Here is a 19,974-nt window from a genome sequence, read left to right as displayed (position 1 = left end):
CCATTTCCTAAAATCATTGAGTAGTACAAAGTTAATTTGCTCACTATCCTGCACATTATTATTTCTTAATACCCTATTCGATAAGATTTTTGTTATATGCTTCAAAATGTCCTTGTGAAGACTCCTATTGATTCAATTCAGTCCATACAACTCAAAAGAGGCATTAAAGTTTTCAATACAAAAGTGGCTGATCCTTTAATGAATCAGCCTCTTACATATTATGAAGATAACCTTATTTGTTCTTGAATATCATCTACAACCCGTACAAATTGACCTTCACTATAAGGGTATCCTGCTTTATTGATTTTAACTTTGACAAGCTTGCCGATCATATCTTCTTTTCCAGGAAAGACTACTTTTAAATAGTTGTCAGTATAGCCAACGTACAAACCGCTGTTTGGTTTATCTTTAAAAGCCTCTTCAGGAATTACCTCTAATACTTCCCCTTCATAATGAGAAGCATATTCTTTTGCCAATTGGTCAGAAAGTGCGATCAAGCGATGAACTCGTTCATTCTTAACATCCTCGTTTACTTGATCATCCATCCTCGCTGCAGGGGTTCCAGTTCGTTTTGAGTATGGAAATACATGAAGCTCAGAAAATTGATGCTCTTTTACAAAATTGTATGTTTCCATAAATTCTTCTTCCGTTTCACCCGGAAATCCGACAATGACATCAGAGGTTACTGCAAGACCCGGCAATGCCTTTTTGAGACGGTCTAAACGTTCTGCAAAAAATTCCATTGTGTACTTGCGGCGCATTCTTTTTAATACGGTATTTGATCCAGACTGAAGCGGAATATGAAGATGCCGGACAATTTTTTCTGACCGATCTAACACATCAATTACTTCATCTGTAATTTGACTAGCTTCTATTGAAGAAATTCGGATCCTTTTTAATCCTTTTACTTGTTCGTCCAAATCGCGAAGAAGCATCGCAAAATTATAATCTTTCATATCTTCGCCATATCCGCCGGTATGAATACCGGTTAAGACAATTTCTTTATACCCTGCTTCTACAAGCTGTTGAGCTTGTTTAACAACTTCTTGAGGGTCGCGGGATCTCATAAGTCCACGAGCCCATGGAATGATACAAAAAGTACAAAAATTATTACAGCCCTCTTGTATTTTTAAAGATGCCCGGGTTCGGTCTGTAAATGCCGGAACGTCTAATTCTTCATATACACGAGCCTTCATAATATTGCTGACACCATTAATCGGCTGGCGTTCCTCTTGATATTGGGTAATATAATCAAGCATTTTCACACGATCAGATGTTCCAACAACGATATCTACCCCAGGGATTGCCATTACTTCAGCAGGAGAAGTTTGGGCATAACACCCAGTGACACAGATGACACCGTCTGGATTTTTACGAATTGCCCGACGAATGACTTGTCTGCTCTTTTTATCTCCAGTATTTGTTACTGTACATGTGTTGATCACATATACATCTGCTGTATGTTCAAATTCAGACCGATCATAGCCCGCTTCTTTAAAGAGCTGCCAGATCGCTTCTGTCTCATAATGATTTACCTTACAACCAAGTGTATGAAAAGCCACTGTCGGCACTTTAATCACCTCAAAAGTTCAAAATAGTATGAAACAGCTGATAAAGCATACAATGGAGCTGTTTCTGTCCGCAAAATTCTAGGTCCTAAGCCGCATGCAATAAATCCTGCATTCTCTAAATTTGTTACTTCCTGTTTTGCAATGCCGCCTTCGGGTCCAAAAACAATTAGTAAAGACTGACCTGCTCTCATCCCTTCAAGCGCACTCACTAAACGGTTCTTTTCACCTTGCTTTGCAGAATTCTCATATGCAATTAACCTTACATCGTAATGCTCTCCCTCACGTAATAATTCATTAAAAGACTTAATAGAAACTACCTCAGGTAAAACATTACGATGGGATTGCTCTGCTGCTTCCTTTGCAATTTTTTGCCAGCGAGCCATTTTTTTCTTTTCCTTTTTCTGATCGACCTTTACAACTGAACGAGCTGCATTAAAAGGGATAAACTTATATGCTCCAAGTTCGGTCCCTTTTTGAATGACTATTTCCAGCTTATCCCCTTTAGGCAGCCCGCTCGCAATCGTGACTTTAATAGGCAATTCATTCGTTGTACCTAACCATTCTATTATCTGACATGAAACCTGGCTATTAGAAATTTCCGTAATTTCACAAATCGCAGAATGTTCATCTTTTGAGCAGCAAATAATTGTATCACCCGGACTCATCCGCATAACTGTAGAAATATGATGGACATCTTCTCCAGTAATCGTCATCTTATCTACCGTATCACTTTTCACCTGATTTACAAAGTATCGTTGCATTGGCAACACTTCCCTTTTTTCTTTATCTAAAATGGAGAATAGGGACAATAATTGAATTGTCCCGCTTTCTTGTTGTTAGATTGTTTAAAGAACGAATAGCGCAAGGAAGCTAGTCCTTCGGCGACAAGCATTCGGGCAAGCCGGGAGAAAGGTTGTTCTTTACCCTTTTTGAAGGAATCGGCTTGTGACCTAAGGGCCGATGGCGCCTGCAGCTGGATAACTAAAACTAACTTTAATCTAATTTCTGAAACCACAACAAAAAGCTTTAATTCCCTCTGCTTTTCTTGCAAAGATTCTTTATTTTTTTGCAATAAATGCTACCCAATCCTCCATGACCATTGTTTCTAATACTTCAAAACCAGTGTTCGTTAAGGCGTCTTTTACTTGATTCTTCTTTGTATGAATAATCCCAGAAGTAATAAAGTAACCGTCTTTTCGGACAAGCTGGTAAGCATCATCAGTGAACCGTAAAATCACTTCAGCAAGAATGTTAGCTACAACCACGTCAACCGGCGCTTTCATTCCATCAAGCAGGTTGTTTTGGGAAACTGTTATATTTTCATGTACCCTATTCAGTTTCGTATTTAAACGGGCGCTTTCCACTGCAACTGGATCCAAATCCAAAGCTTTGATCGTTTTTGCGCCTAATAAAGCTGAAGCAATGCTTAAAACACCTGATCCTGTTCCTACGTCCACAACTGTATCTCCAAATTGGACTGTCCTCTCTAAAGCTTGTATGCAAAGAACAGTTGTCGGGTGTGTCCCTGTACCAAATGCCATTCCGGGATCCAGCTCGATAATCAGCTCATCAGAATGAACCGGCTCATACTCTTCCCATGTGGGTACAATTGTAAACCGTTCTGAGATTTTAACAGGATGATAATACTTTTTCCATGCTGTCGCCCACTCTTCCTCATTCACTTCACTGATCGATATTTTATTACGCCCTAAATCAATATCATAAATTAATAAATTATTGATTGTTTCTTTTATTTCCTCTACAGTCTCCCCGAGGAAACTATTAACAGGCAGATATGCTTTTACAATAACACCTTCATCAGGATAATCATCCGGGTTGAGTTGGTAGATCTCCCCATAAACACTTTCTCTTTCTTTTACTAAATCCATTGGATCTTCAATCACAACCCCGCTCGCACCTGCTTCATGCAATATATTTGAGATGGGTTCGACAGCTTCCTGTGTTGTATGAATACTTATCTCAGACCATTTCATTCTACCAACTCCACTCCCTCTATCTTGAAAACCTCCATCAGCTGGCCTAAAGCCATGCAAATGATTATTCCATTTATTCTCCTTTAAAGGCCTTTTTTACTTTATCGAAGAAACTTTCTTCGTGTTCATCTGGCCGATTTCCGCTGATTTCAGCAAAGCTACGGAACAGTTCCTTTTGCTTTTCGGTTAGGTTGGTTGGCGTGACGACACGAACAACAATGTGCTGATCTCCTTGCCCATACCCTCGGACATTCGGAACTCCCTTGCCTCGCATGCGGAATTTTGTACCAGTTTGAGTTCCAGCTGGAATTTTAAGTTTTACTTTCCCGTGTAAAGTTGGAACTTCAATTTCATCACCGAGGGCAGCCTGAGCAAAGGTTAACGGCATTTCACAATAAATGTCATCACCATCACGTTCAAAAAATTCATGGTTTTGAACACGGAAAACAACATATAAATCTCCTTGAGGGCCCCCGTTTACCCCTGGCTCTCCTTGGCCTGAAACGCGAAGCTGCTGTCCGTCGTCAACCCCAGCGGGAATGTTGACCTTAATCTTGTTTCGTTTTTTTACAGTTCCTGATCCGCCGCAAGTTGAGCATTTTTGTTTAATATTTTTGCCTGTTCCATTACAGTAATGGCATACTCTGCGGTTAACAATACGTCCAAAAGGAGTGTTTTGTTCTACATTGAGTTGCCCTGCCCCGCCGCAATGTGAACATGTTTCTGGTTTTGTTCCAGGCTTTGCCCCAGATCCGTCACATGTAGAGCATGTTTCTTCACGAGGGATTTCAATTGTCGTTTCTTTTCCAAATACTGCGTCTTCAAACTTTAATGTCATTGTATATTGAAGATCTGCACCTTGACGTGGAGCATTGGGATCGCGCCGTCTGCCTCCCCCACCGAAGATCGAGCTGAAAATATCCTCAAATCCGAAGCCGCCAAAGTCTCCATCACCACCGCCAAATCCTGCTTGGTTTGGACCAGCATGACCAAATTGGTCATATTGTGCTCGTTTGGTATCATCGTTAAGGACTTCATATGCTTCGGTAATTTCTTTAAATTTTTGTTCAGCATCAGGTGCTTTATTTACATCTGGGTGGTATTTACCAGCCAGTTTACGGTAAGCCTTTTTTATGTCCGTTTTAGCGGCGCCTTTGCTTACTCCCAGTACCTCGTAGTAATCGCGCTTACTCATATCCTCTCACTCCCGATTTTCTCACATAAAGTAAATTGTATCACTGTCTTGAAACGGAAAGCAACATTTATCTTCCATTCATTTGGATATCTCATTTAAATGCAACATTCCAATTAACTTTCCCTTCTAAAAATAAAGCCTTTTTTCTAATGGATTGTGGCTATAACGATTTGGAAACCTTTAAATAAAGGTAAGCGAAAAGTCGCAGATTGGTGCTAGTCTCATATCAAACCTCTCACCCTAGAGTAGATCCTAAACTCCGAAGTAATAATTTCCTGCAAACCGGAAAAGGTATACGAGCACAGCCAAATTAAAAAGCCAAAGTCAAGACAAGCCTGACTTTGACTTATAAAGGAAAGGGTTATTATTTGGATTCTTTATCGTCTTTTACTTCTTCATACTCTGCATCAACAACGTTGTCATCTTTTTTCTCGCCGCCGGCTTCTGCCCCTTCTTGACTGGCTTGAGCTTGTTTTGCAGCTTCTTCATACAGTTTCATAGAAAGTTCTTGAACAATATTTTGAAGCTCTTCTTTTTTCGCTTTAATTTCTTCGAGTTCGTTTTTCTCAATTGCTGCTTTAAGGGCTTCTTTAGCTTCGTTAGCCTTTGTTACTTGCTCTTCTTCAACCTTGCCTTCAACATCTTTTAACGTTTTTTCAGTTTGGAAGATAAGCTGGTCGGCTTCGTTGCGAAGTTCTACTTCCTCTTTCCGTTTTTTATCCTCTTCAGAGTTTTCCTCTGCTTCTTTTACCATACGTTCGATTTCGTCATCAGAGAGCCCTGAAGAAGATTTGATTGTGATGTTTTGCTGTTTGCCCGTACCAAGATCTTTAGCACTTACATTAACAATACCGTTTTTATCAATATCAAATGATACTTCTATTTGCGGAACACCACGCGGTGCCGGCGGGATATCTGTTAATTGGAAGCGCCCCAATGTTTTGTTGTCTGAAGCCATTGGGCGTTCACCTTGCAGTACATGGATATCAGTAGCTGTTTGATTATCAGCAGCTGTTGAGAATACTTGTGATTTACTAGTTGGGATTGTCGTATTGCGATCAATCAATTTAGTAAATACTCCTCCCATCGTTTCAATACCTAAAGAAAGTGGTGTTACGTCTAATAATACAACGTCTTTCACATCTCCAGTTAAGACTCCGCCTTGAATACCAGCTCCCAGCGCTACTACTTCATCAGGATTCACGCCTTTATGCGGCTCTTTGCCAGTTTCTTTTTTAATTGCTTCCTGTACGGCAGGGATACGTGTTGATCCACCTACAAGGATGATTTTGTCAATTTCATTTGCTTCTAGATCTGCATCTTTTAAGGCTTGACGAACTGGCCCCATTGTACGTTCAACAAGATCTGAAGTAAGCTCGTCGAATTTAGCACGAGAAAGATTTACTTCTAAATGGAGCGGTCCTGCTTCTCCTGCAGTAATGAACGGCAGGGAAATTTGAGTAGAAGTTACACCTGATAAATCTTTTTTCGCTTTTTCAGCCGCATCTTTTAAACGCTGCAAAGCCATTTTATCCTTTGATAGGTCAATTCCGTTTTCTTTTTTGAACTCTGCTACTAAGTAGTCAATGATAACCTGGTCAAAGTCGTCTCCTCCTAAACGGTTATCACCAGCTGTTGAAATAACTTGAGTAACGTTGCGATCATCTGTTTTTCCAATAGACAAGACAGAAACATCAAATGTTCCTCCGCCAAGGTCATATACTAGAATGGTTTGATCTTCATCTGTTTTATCTAAACCGTAAGCTAGGGCCGCTGCAGTCGGCTCATTGATGATACGCTCTACTTCTAAGCCTGCAATTTTACCAGCATCTTTCGTTGCTTGGCGCTCAGCATCGTTAAAGTAGGCTGGAACTGTGATAACAGCTTTTTCAACCTTTTCGCCAAGATAGTCCTCTGCATATGATTTCAAGTATTGTAAGATAATAGCTGAAATTTCTTGAGGTGTGTACTCTTTTCCTTCAGCATCAATTTTATGGTCTGTCCCCATATGACGCTTTACTGAGATAATCGTATTAGGGTTTGTGATCGCTTGACGCTTTGCCACTTCCCCTACTTGGCGCTCACCATTCTTAAAAGAAACAACTGATGGAGTCGTACGGTTTCCTTCAGGATTTGGAATAACCTTTGGTTCTCCGCCTTCTAAAACGGCAACACATGAATTTGTTGTACCTAAGTCAATACCGATAATTTTACTCATTTCAAAGTAACCTCCTATATATATGTATTGTTATTGATTTACTTTAACCATAGTTGGTCGGATGACGCGGTCTTTAAGCTTATACCCTTTTTGAAATTCTTCAATAACTGTATTTGATTCAAAGTTTTCATCTTCCACCTGCATAACTGCTTGGTGAAGATGGGGATCAAATTGTTGTCCCACTGCTTCAATCGCTTCAACACCTTCATTCTGAATGGCTTGAAGAAGCTGACGATATACCATCTCAACACCTTGTAGAACAGATTGTGTTTTATCATCATCTGTCTCTATTTGTAACGCTCTCTCAAAATTATCAAGAGCTGGTAATAGTTCAGTAATTAAGCTTTGTGCACGGTATTTTTGCGATGCTTCTTGGTCAAGACGAGTTCGGCGTTTAAAATTCTCATAGTCTGCTTGTAATCTGACCATTCGGTTATCACTTTCTTCAAGCTTACTTTCAAGTTCTGCAATTTTAGCTTGAGCTTCTTCTAATTCATTTTCGGATACCTCTTGGACGTCAGCAGCTTCAGGTTCTTCATTTAATGATGTATCCTTTTCTCTTTCTTCCTCTGCCTCTTGGGTTTCAACCTGTTGTTTTTCATCTGCCATTTCCTTCACCTCCTTAAAATCTCCCTAGTCGATTTATGACAAGGGAAAGGGGATGGAATATAGATCCCATCCATTCTCAATATGACCAACATCCCTATTCATGATACAAATTAGAGATTGCTTTTGACAAGTCTGATGTTAAAACTTGTAACAAACTTACCACCCTTGAATATTCCATTCTTGTTGGCCCTAGAATGGCAATCTTCCCAATCTGTTCATCCGCAAATGAATAAGTAGCGGTAATTAAGCTGCAATTTTCCATTGCCGTTACTTCATTTTCTTTGCCGATTTTAATAGAAATGTCTCCGCCGTTTTGGATTGAAATATTCGCATCCTTTCCGCGGAGCAGTGAAAGTATCTTTTCTTCCTCCTCAATTAACGATAGGAGCATTTTCACTTTGCTAATATCACTAAATTCAGGTTGGTTTAACATTTTCATTTTTCCGCCAAAAAAGATTTTCTCATGATCTTCAGATGTTAAAGAACTGGCGAATACATGCATAACAGAATCATAATTATGAATATGTGCCTTTAAAAGTTTAACTACTTCTTTGAACATTCTGTCACGGAGTTCTAAAAGCGGAATACCAACTAATTTATCGTTTAAAATATTCACCATTTTCTCAATATCAGCCGGGGAAACAGTTGCTGGAAAAGAAATCGTTTTATTCTCAACATGTCCAGTATTCGTCACAATAATCGCGACAGCTGTATCCTCATTTATGGGAACAATTTGAATCCTTTTCAAACGATGCTCATTCACTTTCGGACCAAGAACGATCGTTGTGTAATTTGTTAAATCTGATAAAATTTGAGCCGATTTTTGCACAACCTTTTCGAGTTCAAAAATATGGTCCGCAAATAAAGAGCGAATAGTTGTTATATCAGACTTTTTTAACCGCTGAGGCGCCAACAAGTGGTCTACATAGTATCGATATCCCTTTTCTGAAGGAACTCTCCCTGAAGAAGAGTGCGTTTTTTCAATGTAGCCAAGCTCTTCTAAATCAGCCATTTCATTTCGAATGGTTGCGGAGCTGAATGTAATATCTTCTTTTTTAGATAACGTACGAGAGCCCACAGGTTGTGCTGAAAAGATAAAATCGTCAATGATTACCTGTAATATCAGCAGTTGACGATCAGTAAGCATGATTCATCACCTCTGTTAGCACTCTGCATGAACGAGTGCTAAATCTATATTAAAAAGTATCAAAATGAATGCTTATTGTCAATCATTTAAATTACTCTATAAAAAGCGAAAGGCGCTAGTCCTTCAGCGGCAAGCATACGAGCAGGAAAAAAATGATATTTATTAACCTTTTTGGCGGATTTGCACCCTAAGGGCACAAGGCGATGAAGCAGGATCAAACTATGGGAACTCAAGGCAAACAGCACTGAAATCTGCAGTGCCATACGGACTTAATAATCGGGCTGGATATGAAACCTCGCTTTACCACGCAAACCTTTTAATCCACGCTTTCTAAAACTCCGATAAAAGTTTGGAAAACTTCATTCCCCAATAGCTTTCCTTGATGAGTTAAACACAATTGTTCCCCTTTATTAACTAATAACCCTCGTTCTATTTGTTCCTGTATTTGCTCTGCAAATACATCTTCTATATTCACACCGAATTTTTTCTTAAAAATAGCTTTGCTGATTCCATTTGTTTTCCTTAATCCTAGGAAAATTTCTTCTTCCATTCTTTCATGCTTAGTAACATGATGAACATTAATATAAGGAACACCTTTATCATTGATTTCTTGAAAGTACTTCTTGAGCGGCCCTGCATTCGCACATCTCCTGCCATTCATATAACTATGGGCGCCAGCACCGAATCCAAAATAATCTTCATTATTCCAGTATGTCAAGTTGTGTTTGCTTTCAAAACCTTGTAAAGAAAAGTTACTGATTTCATATTGGTGAAATCCATGCTCCTCCATTGACTCCATTAAATATTCATACATCAACGCCTCTTCTTCCTGTGGCGGCAAAGATAATTTTCCTTTTCTCATCAGATTATAGAAAACGGTTTTAGGCTCTACAATTAACGAATATGCAGAATAATGCTGGACATTATGGCTAAATGCCTCGTCCAAGGTTTCCTTAAATTCTTCGAGCGTTTGTCCTGGTAAGGCGTACATGAGATCGATACTAATGTTTTCAAACCCTATTTCTTTTGCTAACTGAATCGAACGGATGACATCTGATTTTCGATGTGTTCTTCCAATCATCTTTAAGCGTTCATTATGAAAGCTTTGAACACCAAAGCTAAGGCGATTTACACCAGCCTTTTTTAGAATCAGAAATTTTTCCTTCGTTAAATCTCCGGGGTTAGCTTCAACTGCAAATTCAATTAACTCCTTCGTGAGCGGAAGCTCGGAATGGATTATTTCCATCAAAGTGCCAAGCTCTCTTTCATTTAGTGCGGTAGGAGTTCCACCGCCGATAAAAATTGTCTTTAAGCTGTCAATAGGATTGATTTCAATTGTATTTCTCATTTCCTTTTGCAAGTAGCTTAAATATTGGTCAACAGGCTGATTTTGGATAAAGATTTTATTAAAGTCACAATAGTGACAAATATGTTCACAAAAGGGGATGTGGATATAGGCACTCTTAATCAATTTACTCACCTTCTTTATTAGAAAAGCTCAGGGGCTCTAGCCCTTCGGCGACAAGCATTCAGGCGAGCCTGCTGGAAGGTTGTTCTTTAACCTTTTCGGGCGGATTGGGCCTGAGGCCTAAGGGCCGATTGCGCCTGGCGCTTTTATTATTCAAGTTTTCTGAAAACAATGAAATATGAGGCTGACTCATTGTTGTACTTAAGACCCTTCAAACTGAACATTCCATCATTTGAAAGCGTCGTGTACGATTTATTTGAGTCAGCCTCATACAGGTTTCTAGCCAAAATTATTTTGGGTTATTGTTGGTATCATCCATTTTAAGGACAGCCATAAAGGCCTCCTGCGGGACTTCCACAGATCCTACTTGCTTCATTCGTTTTTTACCTTCTTTTTGCTTTTCAAGCAGTTTACGTTTACGGGAGATGTCTCCTCCATAACATTTAGCTAATACATTCTTTCGCATTGCTTTTATAGATGATCTTGCAACAATTTTTTGTCCGATTGCTGCTTGAATTGGCACCTCAAATTGCTGGCGCGGTATCAATTCTTTTAATTTCTCTACAATTACTTTACCGCGTTCATACGCTGAATCCCGGTGAACAATAAACGAAAGGGCATCAATTTTTTCTGCATTTAAAAGAATATCCATTTTCACTAATTTTGAAGCTTTATATCCTATTAATTCATAGTCAAAAGAAGCATATCCTTTTGTATTTGATTTTAGTTGGTCGAAGAAATCATAGACAATTTCAGAAAGTGGAATTTCATAAACGATACTTACACGATTTTCGTCTAAGTATTGCATATCAACAAATATACCCCGTTTTCCTTGGCAAAGCTCCATTACTGCTCCAACAAAATCATTAGGAACCATCACAGTCGCTTTAACATACGGCTCTTCAATTCGGTCAATTTTTTGCGGATCTGGCATATTTGATGGATTGTCTACTCTAATTTCCTCGCCATCTGTCATATAAACATGATAGATAACACTTGGTGCTGTGGTAATTAGATCAATTTTAAATTCGCGTTCAATTCGTTCTTGAATGATTTCCATATGCAATAACCCTAGAAATCCGCAGCGGAAACCAAACCCTAATGCTTGGGATGTCTCTGGTTCATATTGAAGAGCGCTGTCGTTAAGCTCCAGCTTTTCCAACGCTTCTCGTAAATCATTATATTTGGATGTATCAATTGGATAAAGACCGCAAAAAACCATTGGATTTAATTTTCGATAGCCTGGAAGAGCTTCTGCTGCTCCGTTTTTAGCACTCGTAATCGTATCTCCAACCCGCGTATCTCCGACATTTTTAATAGAAGCAGATAAAAAACCAACATCTCCCACAGTCAGCTCGTCACAAGAAACAGCCTTTGGCGTAAATACGCCAACCTCTGATACTTCGAATTCTTTGCCTGTTGCCATCATTTTAATTTTCTGACCAACTTTTACAGTTCCTTCAACTATCCGAATATATGCCACTACCCCACGGTAGGCATCATACAAGGAGTCAAAGATCAGCGCTTTAAGCGGGCCATCTGGATCCCCTTGTGGTGCAGGGACTTTTTCAACAACTTGCTCGAGGATATCTTCGATTCCTATTCCGGCTTTAGCAGAAGCAAGTACCGCATCTGTTGCGTCCAAACCAATGACATCTTCAATTTCCTGCCTTACCCGTTCAGGTTCAGCACTCGGCAAATCAATTTTATTTATAACAGGCAGGATTTCTAAGTCATTATCTAAAGCCAAATAGACATTGGCTAGTGTCTGCGCTTCTATACCTTGGGCAGCATCAACGACAAGAACTGCTCCTTCACATGCTGCAAGGCTTCGTGAAACCTCATAAGTGAAATCGACATGCCCAGGTGTATCAATTAGATGAAAAATATATTCTTCTCCATCCTTTGCTTTATATTTGAGCTGTACAGCATTTAATTTAATCGTGATTCCCCGCTCACGTTCAAGATCCATTGAATCAAGAAGCTGCTCTTTCATTTCACGCTGCGTAATGGCAGAAGTCTTTTCTAAAATCCGATCAGCCAATGTTGATTTTCCGTGATCAATATGTGCAATGATCGAAAAATTCCGGATCCGCTGCTGCCTGTTTAATTTATCTTCTCTTTTCATTACCTTAATCACTCCTACTAAATGACGCAATGCACTAGGTTAGATTATATCAATAGGGTTATCAAGATTCAATATAAAGTAATACTAATGAACGGTGTCATAATGAACGGTGCCTGGCACCGCTTTGGGAAGCTATCGAAAAGTGCCAGGCACTGAAGGGTGCCTGGCACTAGATTTTGGAGAGTAAGTTGGATATAAGTTCACCTAAGAAACTTGCTATTGTGGAGGCTAGAGACGAAACGCCGTTTGCGATCCATTTTCCGGCTTGGGAGAATAAATTGAATGCTTCGATTTTTTCGAGCTTTTCTTGCTTTTGTTCTAAATTGTGGCTCGTTACTTCCTCTCCCAGCACAGTTGCCTCAACTTCTCCAGATGGCTCATTTGGTATATAAAAAGCTCCTTTTAAATCCGGATCCTCATAGCCTCTCATATTCAGCAAGCCAACGTTTGCCTGCTGCATGCCAATCAGAACGCCAAATAGCAAGATTGTACTGATTATAAAGCATTTTAGCATGAACTTTACCATTTTCCTCACATCCGATTACTGTTTTTGCGTTTCTCCTTCAGCATTTACTTTTTCAGCCTGCCAATAATGTTCGCTAAACACATCCGCTACCGCAGCAGCTGTTCGATTAAGCTCTTCTAAGCTGTTGTCAACACCGCCAAATTCGATAAGCATGGCGTTTTCGCTTAAGTCTTGGTTAAAAACTCCATTGGTACGGGAGCCTTTGTTTACTATAATTCCTCTGCTAAGACCAGGGTACTTTTCTTCAAGCTTGTCATGAAGCTCATTCGCGATTTTTACGTTATTTTCATTATTTGCATAATTACCTCCAATGACGAAGGCTACTTTGGCATAAGCTTTTCCATTTATTTTTTTAGTTGTTGTGTCATATCTTTGACTGTCCCTGTGAATATCAATAATATATTGAATATCCTTATTAGAAGCCATTGCGCTTTCAACAATCGGTCTTGAAGCAGCGTACGACTTACTATAACTCCATTTATTTTCAGCTAATATGTTGTAGAAGTTTTCATCTTCAACGACAGCCCCCACGCCCTGCGCTTCTAACTCTTTTTTTAATTTTTCTCCAACCAATGTAATATTTGCTTCAGAATGCATCGCTAAATTCGCATTTGAAGTATTTTCAATATTTAGCATAGGAAAGAAAGATTCTCGATTGTGCGTGTGGTAAATATAAACAACATTTCGGTCACCGGTTGTTTGAGATGGTGGTGCTTTTGGTTTTTCTTTATCTGGCTCAGTTAAATCGTCTAAATTTTTTGCAGCAGCCTCTCTTTCGTTCTCTAACACTTCCATTGGAGGAGCAGATTCTATTGGCAACGTCGTATAATTCGTCCCCTCTCCAGCCACCAATATCTCGCTATCAAACAAGGAAAACCCTGGAAGCTCTCTTCCCAATAAACTTCTCGGGTCATCTGGATTAACACTGGTTACCACATTAAATAAAAGAGATGAGAGTTTCGGCGGGTTGCTCTCTTTGGGCAAGGCACTTTTAAAATAATGATTCTCCATACTTATGAGATGAACAAAGGCCTCGCCTGCAATGTTATTTGCAAATCCATTAATAGACGAGGATGCGATCCTGTATTCCGGTTTTAAAGACGTTAGAATACCTGTTAATAGGAAAATCATCACTAATGAAATAATAGTGACCATCAATGATTTTAGTAGACTTGTTCCATTGACTGTGACAACCATTCCTTGATTAGGGCGCAATCGTTTCATGGTCAACCTCCTTCAGAGCTTGTCTAGTAAATATCTATGAACAAGCTAGAAGAAGTAGACCGATTAATGTGTATAAGTTCCCTTATTTTCCTGATCCACTTGATTATGCAACGCTGTATTAAGTCCTTCTGCTAATACATTTGCCATGTCTTCAATAAATGTATCCACTTCTTTTGGAGTTACCATTAAATTATGTCCAAGCGGTGTGAGTACTTCATGGATGAGTCTTCGCTTTTCTTCCTCCTCTAACGTTCCAATCATCCCTAAAAACTGATTTCGGTGCCCTTCTTCAGGTAAATCCTCATCTGAAAGAGTTCTTTTCTCCCCAAAGCTTAAACCAGCAGGTGCCAGTGACCTTGAGGGACGGTCTCCTTCTCTTAACTCTCGGCCAAAATGTTTTAAAATAAAATCAATCGTATCACTCGTTATTGAAACAGCATCAACTACAGTTGGGATCCCAATTGCGATTACCGGAATACCTAATGTGTCATAGCTCAACTCTTTTCGCTTATTTCCAACTCCTGAGCCTGGATGAATCCCGCTATCTGAAATTTGAATAGTTGAATTCACTCTCTCAATTGATCTGGCAGCAAGAGCATCGATTGCGATAACAAAATCGGGATTTGCCTTTTCAATTACTCCCATAATAATATCGCTTGTTTCTATTCCTGTAATCCCCATCACTCCTGGAGCAATCGCGCTGACAGGACGGAATCCATCTTGTACATTTTCCGGCTGTAATCTAAATAAATGGTTTGTAATTAATAAATTTTCCACGACATTGGGACCTAACGCATCTGGCGTTACGTTCCAGTTTCCTAGCCCAACAATTAAACAGCTTGCTTCCTGAGAAATATTTAAATTTTTTAAAAAGGCACTAAATTCTTTTGCAAATATTTGGACTACTTTCTCTTGGAGATCTGAATCCTGCTGGCGAATACCTTGGACTTCAAGGGTTAAATAGGTACCTTTTTTCTTTCCAGTTACCTCTGCACCCTCTTCTGTGATTTCTAAAGATGTAATTTTAACGCCATCACCTTCACGTTCATTCACAATGACGCCCTTCATCTCACCAGATTGATCTGCCTGATTTTGGTTTGTTTGCCGCTCGGCGGCCATGTCCTTCGCTTCAATTGCCAAATCTGTTCTCACTTGATATTTGCTTAAATCTAAAGGCTCTTTCATTAGAAAACCTCCTGCGCACTTTTTTCTCACCATAAAGTTTCTCCAAACCTGGATAAATTCATTCTTTTTGAATTGCTTCAATGAAAAATCCTTTACAAGAGTATTGCATTATACAGAGGCGTTTGGTAGAATATCTCTTGTTCTTATTAATCAATGAAAATGTAAAATCGAGTTAAATAGATCTCGAATGCTTTTATAGGAGGTGAAAGAAATGCCTAACATTAAATCAGCTATTAAACGTACAAAAACTAGTGAAGAGCGCCGTGCTCAAAATGCTACTTTGAAATCTTCAATGCGTACAGCAGTAAAAAAAGTTGAAGCTTTAGTTGTGAACAAAGATGCTGATAACGCTAAAGCTGCCTTAGTTGACGCTACTAAAAAAATTGACAAAGCGGCTCAAAGCGGAATTATCCACAAAAACACAGCAGCTCGCTCTAAATCTCGTTTAACAAAATCTGTTAACGGAATCAATGCATAAGAACGAAAAGCGCAGGGCGCCCGCATATCGGCGACAAGCATAAGTAAATCCGGCAGAAAGGTTGTTTTTTAACCTTTTTGACGGATTTGCTTATGACCTCGAGCCGATGGCGCCTGGAGCTGGACAATGATACACTCTTTATCACGTTAATACTTTAATAAACTTAAACTTTCTGAAACAATAAAAAAACGATCCTTTAGTGAGAGGATCGTTTTTTTATTTAAATAATTTCAATAAGAATAGCTCGATGATCAGCTTCTTGTCTTTTTTTCCTGTTTTTAGCTCGTAATCAGCATCTGCTAGTTGCTTTATTATATCTTTTAGTTCTTCCTCATCAAATAATCTGGCTTGTTCCAAAGCAAGCTTTACTCTATATGGATGGATCTTTATATTTCCAGCTATTTGCTTCTGACCATATCCGGCACTAGAAAGTTGTTTCGTTTGAAGTATAAGTCGAAATTGAGTGGTAATGAGAGATAAAATTTTTATTGGCTCTTCATTTGTTTTTAATAAATCATAAAATATCTGCAGGGCTTTCTCACCTTTTTTGTTAACGACCTTATCGATCAATTCAAAGATATTTTGCTCAAGGCTTCTGGCTACAAGCTGGCTTGTCAGTTCTTGAGTAATATCATTACCAAAACCTGCGTATGTACAAAGCTTATTCATTTCCTGGCTGATCGCTGTAAGGTTACCATTCGTCAAGAACATAATTTCCAAAACTGCAGCAGATTCAATCGTATTCCCTTCTTGCTTTGCCAATGAATGGATAAAAAGCTCGGTTTCGTTATTTGATAAGTTTTTTGCTTCGACGATTTGTGCTTGTTTTTTGATTAGCTTTGTTATTTTTTTTCGCTCATCCAGTTTTTCATAAGGTGCTGAAAAAACCATTGTTGTAAATGGCGCAGGCTCCTGAATATATTGGATTAGCCTATCAAGATTATGATCTATTTTTTCCTTTTTCTTTTCAGCTGTCAAAAAAACTGGATTTTGAATGATAACGATCCGCTTTTCCCCCAAAAAGGGAAGTGTCTCAGCGTCCTCTATGGCAACATCTACGCTCGTTTCTTCCATATCATGAACAGATAAATTAAAATCTTTTTCTTCCTCATTCAGGCCGGCTTGAACAATCTTTTTCGTTGTTTCCTGAAGAAGAAAATTTTCTGTACCGGTGACTAAAAAGAGGGGATGTAATTTCCCTTTCTCTATATCCTGCCAAATTTTTAAAACCATTTTGAACTCCTTGAAATGTTTAAAGTCTGCTCTAATGGTAAAAGACATATTCTGATTTGGCAAGTATTTATCAATTTTCAATTATTTATTTTATATAGTGGCTATCGCTTCTATTAGAAAACAAAGGGTGAAGCAGTCAGCTCCATGCCAGGATTCAAAAAAGGAAAAGAGGATAAACCAAAAGGCTTACCCTCCATCTATATTAAACGTCGCTTTATAAGCCCCGGGCAACTTACAAAGTTACGATTAATCATATTTTATTCTTCACCTAATAATGTTAAAGTATTTGTACAACCAATTAGCAGTTCTTACTATTTCCTTCATGAAAGCGGTATAGATTTTTTTTTTCGATTGGCTTATACTAAGTATGAAATAGGAGGGGTAAGCTGTGAACGAATTTGAAAAGAATGTACAAAGTAAACGGAATGACGTGGTTGATTCTGGCGTTGGATTCGTAGTTACTTTTGGCTTTTTCGCTTTAATTTTTGCGATAGCAACAGCGATTAAGTTAATAGGATCTTGATCCCTCTACATAGAGGCTGCTATCATGCAGTCTCTTATTGGTTCAGTCTGTTTTCTGCAAACTCCTAGCTAAACCTCAAAAAATAGAGCGGTTGGATTTTTACATCTACAAACGATGAATTCTATTTAAAAGAGGATACTTCATCGTATGGGGGATAGATTGAAAAGGTTCCACTTTCCCCTTTATAAATATATTGAAATGCTCCTTGCTGGTCTGTTCGGAAGATCCGCACTTTTTCTTCCTCTAGTATTTCCATAACCTCCTTTGACGGATGACCGTACCTGTTGTTCTCCCCGGCTTAAATTAACCCGGCCATCGGCCTAAGCTGCTGAACGAATTCCTTGCTTGTGGACCCCCTGCTTCCATGATGACCGACCTTGAGAACATCCGCCCTTAAATCGGGAAACCTTCTCATAATCTCTTCCTCCCCGTTTTTCTCTAAATCTCCTGTGAATAGCCACCTTAAGCCGCCAATCTTTGTATATAATACGATCGAGTCATCATTCTTACTTTCAGTCAGCTTACTTGGACTTACTACAAAAAAGGACACCTGATCACCCTTTATAACACTGCCGGCCTGTACTTCAGTTATCTTAACCCCCTCCTGTTTCGCTTTTGTTAAAATTTCTGTTTCAAAGCTCCCACGGTTAAATCCTATAGGGATAACTAATTCCTTAATCTTTACAAAGTCCATCATATTAACTGCTTCTCCTGCGTGATCTAAATCCCCATGGGTCAAAAACAATTTATCGATACTTGTTATACCTTTAGAGTGCAAAAACGGGATGATCGTCGTTTTGCTTAAAGGTTTTGTTTTTCTTCGCTCTTCCCATTTCTCTTCCTGAAATTCGATTTTGCCCCCTGTATCAATAAGATAAACTCCCTGCCTGAAAGGCGCCTCTATAAATAGACTGTCGCCTTGCCCCACATCAAGCATCGTCACTTCACCTGAGGGATCGAAAATTGGAGTAACCATAGTTATACACAACGAACCAATTAATCCAGCCAAAGGCCATATCGCAGCTCGAAATGGATGCTCCTTTTCTAAAGAAATAAAAATCCAGCAGCTAAAAAGGACGATAACAAGAATAATAATTGTCGGGGGTTGACCGGTTACGACTATTCCAAATGGAAGCTCTGCTGCAAACTGAACCGCTTCATGACTAATAGCGAGCATTTTATTGAAAAAAAAGATAATTGAGGAACCAATTGTAGGGAAAAAATACGTAAAAACAGTAACAATGATTGAGGAAGGCAGGACAATAACTGTATAAAATGGTACAAAAATAATATTTAACGGAAGGCTCAAAATTGAGATTTTGTAAAAATGGTAAAGAATGATCGGCAAAGAGCTTACCTGCGCAATCGCAGAAACGGTAAATAATTGTTTCCATGAGTTTGTTTGTTTTTGTAGGATTCCAGCCGATGCGATTATAGAAATACTGCACAAATAGGAAAGCTGAAAACCGATATGAAATAAATAATAGGGGTTTACCAGGAGCAAACAAATACATGTGAGGCTAATAACATCTAAAACGGAAACCCTTAGTTTCAACCTTTTAGAAAGTAAAAACAACCCTGCCATTAAAACAGATCTTAGAACGGAAGGTTCCCCTCCTGTTAGTACAGCATAAACCGGCAGCAAGATAATGAGAATGAGCTGTGTTTTTTCATGTGATACACCACATCTAATAAACAGATAATACAAGCCGCCAACTAAAATGCCGACATGCAGACCTGACACTGCTAAAAGATGAATGAGACCTAATTCCTGATAGACCCCTTCAACTTCTGTGTCTATTAAAGATCGTTCTCCATATAATAACGCTTGGACGATCCCTGCTGATTCCTCCGGGAAATACTTCTCAATAAACCGGAGTCCTTGTTGCCTGATCTGTTTAATTTTCGAAAGAATATCATGGTCTTGCTGACAGCCTTCTAGCTGGTTAATCTTTGCTGTCCAATGAATGCTTTGCTGATAGAGATAGTCATGATAATCAAATGCTAATGGATTTGTTTCATGTTTCGGTGTAGTTAAATCTGCTTGAAAGCTGCATATTGAGCCCGTTAAGAGGTTTTTTAAAGCAATTTGCTCTTTTTCTGAGGAGATTGAGTAGATAGCAGCCAATTTTTCATTTTGGTCTGTTTCAATAACGGTACGGAATAAATGACCATCGATAACTGGCTGTTCAATGATTCTTCCTTGGAAGGTAAGAGGTCCTTCTTTATATATCGTTTGATTTTGAAGATCAATATAAGAAGAAAGGAGATAGAAAACTGGAAAAACAATGAGGATGATCAGAGATAGAAGCTTTTGCTTTTTAAGGTAAAGACAGACAAGAAATAATAGAAAAATAAGCAAAAATAAGATCGACCGGTTAAGTGAATAGGCAACCGCCAAACAAACAGCGGTTGCTATATAAATAAGTTTTCCTTTCAAAATATCCTCCAATGCTAGATCTTTATTAGAAAGTG

18 protein-coding genes are annotated in these 19,974 nt (G+C 38.9%); 2 read left to right on the top strand and 16 right to left on the bottom strand.

Features of this window, described 5'->3' with window-relative positions; genetic code table 11:
* Window positions 1–218: 218 nt before the first annotated feature.
* The 13 genes from mtaB to gpr all read right to left on the bottom strand — a co-directional run bounded on the left by mtaB (window position 219) and on the right by gpr (window position 15,265).
* Window positions 219–1,571, bottom strand: a complete 1,353-nt coding sequence (gene mtaB / locus IC621_RS17860; RefSeq protein WP_191159953.1) for a tRNA (N(6)-L-threonylcarbamoyladenosine(37)-C(2))-methylthiotransferase MtaB — start codon at window positions 1,569–1,571, stop codon at window positions 219–221.
* A gap of 5 nt (window positions 1,572–1,576) precedes the next feature.
* Window positions 1,577–2,332, bottom strand: coding sequence for a 16S rRNA (uracil(1498)-N(3))-methyltransferase (locus IC621_RS17855; protein ID WP_191159951.1), 756 nt, complete (start codon window positions 2,330–2,332; stop codon window positions 1,577–1,579).
* Between the two features lie 26 nt (window positions 2,333–2,358).
* Window positions 2,359–2,643, bottom strand: a complete 285-nt coding sequence (locus IC621_RS17850) for a hypothetical protein (RefSeq protein WP_191159949.1) — start codon at window positions 2,641–2,643, stop codon at window positions 2,359–2,361.
* On the bottom strand, window positions 2,630–3,565 hold the full coding sequence (gene prmA / locus IC621_RS17845) for a 50S ribosomal protein L11 methyltransferase (RefSeq protein WP_191159947.1): 936 nt from the start codon (window positions 3,563–3,565) through the stop codon (window positions 2,630–2,632). The genes IC621_RS17850 and prmA overlap by 14 nt, the downstream gene beginning before the upstream one ends.
* Window positions 3,566–3,638: 73 nt before the next feature.
* Window positions 3,639–4,760: a molecular chaperone DnaJ gene (gene dnaJ / locus IC621_RS17840; RefSeq protein WP_191159945.1), complete on the bottom strand. Its 1,122-nt coding sequence runs from the start codon at window positions 4,758–4,760 to the stop codon at window positions 3,639–3,641.
* Window positions 4,761–5,124: 364 nt separating this feature from the next.
* A complete protein-coding gene (gene dnaK / locus IC621_RS17835) occupies window positions 5,125–6,978 on the bottom strand; it encodes a molecular chaperone DnaK (RefSeq protein ID WP_191159943.1) in 1,854 nt (617 codons plus the stop codon).
* Window positions 6,979–7,008: 30 nt separating this feature from the next.
* Window positions 7,009–7,587 (bottom strand): nucleotide exchange factor GrpE, encoded by a 579-nt coding sequence (gene grpE, locus IC621_RS17830; protein ID WP_191159941.1) that lies wholly within the window; start codon window positions 7,585–7,587, stop codon window positions 7,009–7,011.
* Between the two features lie 94 nt (window positions 7,588–7,681).
* Window positions 7,682–8,734: a heat-inducible transcriptional repressor HrcA gene (hrcA, locus tag IC621_RS17825; protein WP_191159939.1), complete on the bottom strand. Its 1,053-nt coding sequence runs from the start codon at window positions 8,732–8,734 to the stop codon at window positions 7,682–7,684.
* 316 nt (window positions 8,735–9,050) lie between these two features.
* Window positions 9,051–10,205 (bottom strand): radical SAM family heme chaperone HemW, encoded by a 1,155-nt coding sequence (hemW, locus tag IC621_RS17820; RefSeq protein ID WP_191159937.1) that lies wholly within the window; start codon window positions 10,203–10,205, stop codon window positions 9,051–9,053.
* A 286-nt stretch (window positions 10,206–10,491) separates the two neighbouring features.
* A complete protein-coding gene (gene lepA / locus IC621_RS17815) occupies window positions 10,492–12,330 on the bottom strand; it encodes a translation elongation factor 4 (RefSeq protein WP_191159935.1) in 1,839 nt (612 codons plus the stop codon).
* 169 nt (window positions 12,331–12,499) lie between these two features.
* Window positions 12,500–12,856, bottom strand: a complete 357-nt coding sequence (locus tag IC621_RS17810; protein WP_191159932.1) for a YqxA family protein — start codon at window positions 12,854–12,856, stop codon at window positions 12,500–12,502.
* A 15-nt stretch (window positions 12,857–12,871) separates the two neighbouring features.
* Window positions 12,872–14,080, bottom strand: coding sequence for a stage II sporulation protein P (gene spoIIP, locus IC621_RS17805; protein WP_191159930.1), 1,209 nt, complete (start codon window positions 14,078–14,080; stop codon window positions 12,872–12,874).
* A 63-nt stretch (window positions 14,081–14,143) separates the two neighbouring features.
* Entirely contained in the window at window positions 14,144–15,265 is a 1,122-nt protein-coding gene (gene gpr / locus IC621_RS17800) for a GPR endopeptidase (RefSeq protein ID WP_191159928.1), read from the bottom strand.
* 211 nt (window positions 15,266–15,476) lie between these two features.
* Between gpr and rpsT the strand changes: the two genes are divergently transcribed.
* Entirely contained in the window at window positions 15,477–15,743 is a 267-nt protein-coding gene (rpsT, locus tag IC621_RS17795; RefSeq protein ID WP_191159926.1) for a 30S ribosomal protein S20, read from the top strand.
* Between the two features lie 216 nt (window positions 15,744–15,959).
* On the opposite strand, the gene holA is transcribed toward rpsT, so the two are convergent.
* Window positions 15,960–16,976 carry a DNA polymerase III subunit delta gene (holA, locus tag IC621_RS17790; RefSeq protein WP_191159924.1) on the bottom strand — a complete coding sequence of 339 codons (1,017 nt, stop codon included), beginning with the start codon at window positions 16,974–16,976 and terminating at the stop codon, window positions 15,960–15,962.
* A gap of 388 nt (window positions 16,977–17,364) precedes the next feature.
* Between holA and IC621_RS17785 the strand changes: the two genes are divergently transcribed.
* Entirely contained in the window at window positions 17,365–17,499 is a 135-nt protein-coding gene (locus IC621_RS17785) for a YqzM family protein (protein WP_191159922.1), read from the top strand.
* Window positions 17,500–17,620: 121 nt separating this feature from the next.
* On the opposite strand, the gene IC621_RS26890 is transcribed toward IC621_RS17785, so the two are convergent.
* Window positions 17,621–17,755 (bottom strand): hypothetical protein, encoded by a 135-nt coding sequence (locus IC621_RS26890; RefSeq protein ID WP_263575996.1) that lies wholly within the window; start codon window positions 17,753–17,755, stop codon window positions 17,621–17,623.
* Between the two features lie 42 nt (window positions 17,756–17,797).
* Window positions 17,798–19,939 carry a DNA internalization-related competence protein ComEC/Rec2 gene (locus IC621_RS17780; RefSeq protein ID WP_191159920.1) on the bottom strand — a complete coding sequence of 714 codons (2,142 nt, stop codon included), beginning with the start codon at window positions 19,937–19,939 and terminating at the stop codon, window positions 17,798–17,800.
* Window positions 19,940–19,974 lie beyond the last annotated feature (35 nt).

The organism is Metabacillus arenae (genome assembly GCF_014773385.1).
Taxonomy (GTDB): Bacteria; Bacillota; Bacilli; order Bacillales; family Bacillaceae; genus Metabacillus_D; species Metabacillus_D arenae.
Note: the sequence above shows the minus strand (reverse complement) of the source record. Positions and strands in the feature narration are given on the sequence as shown.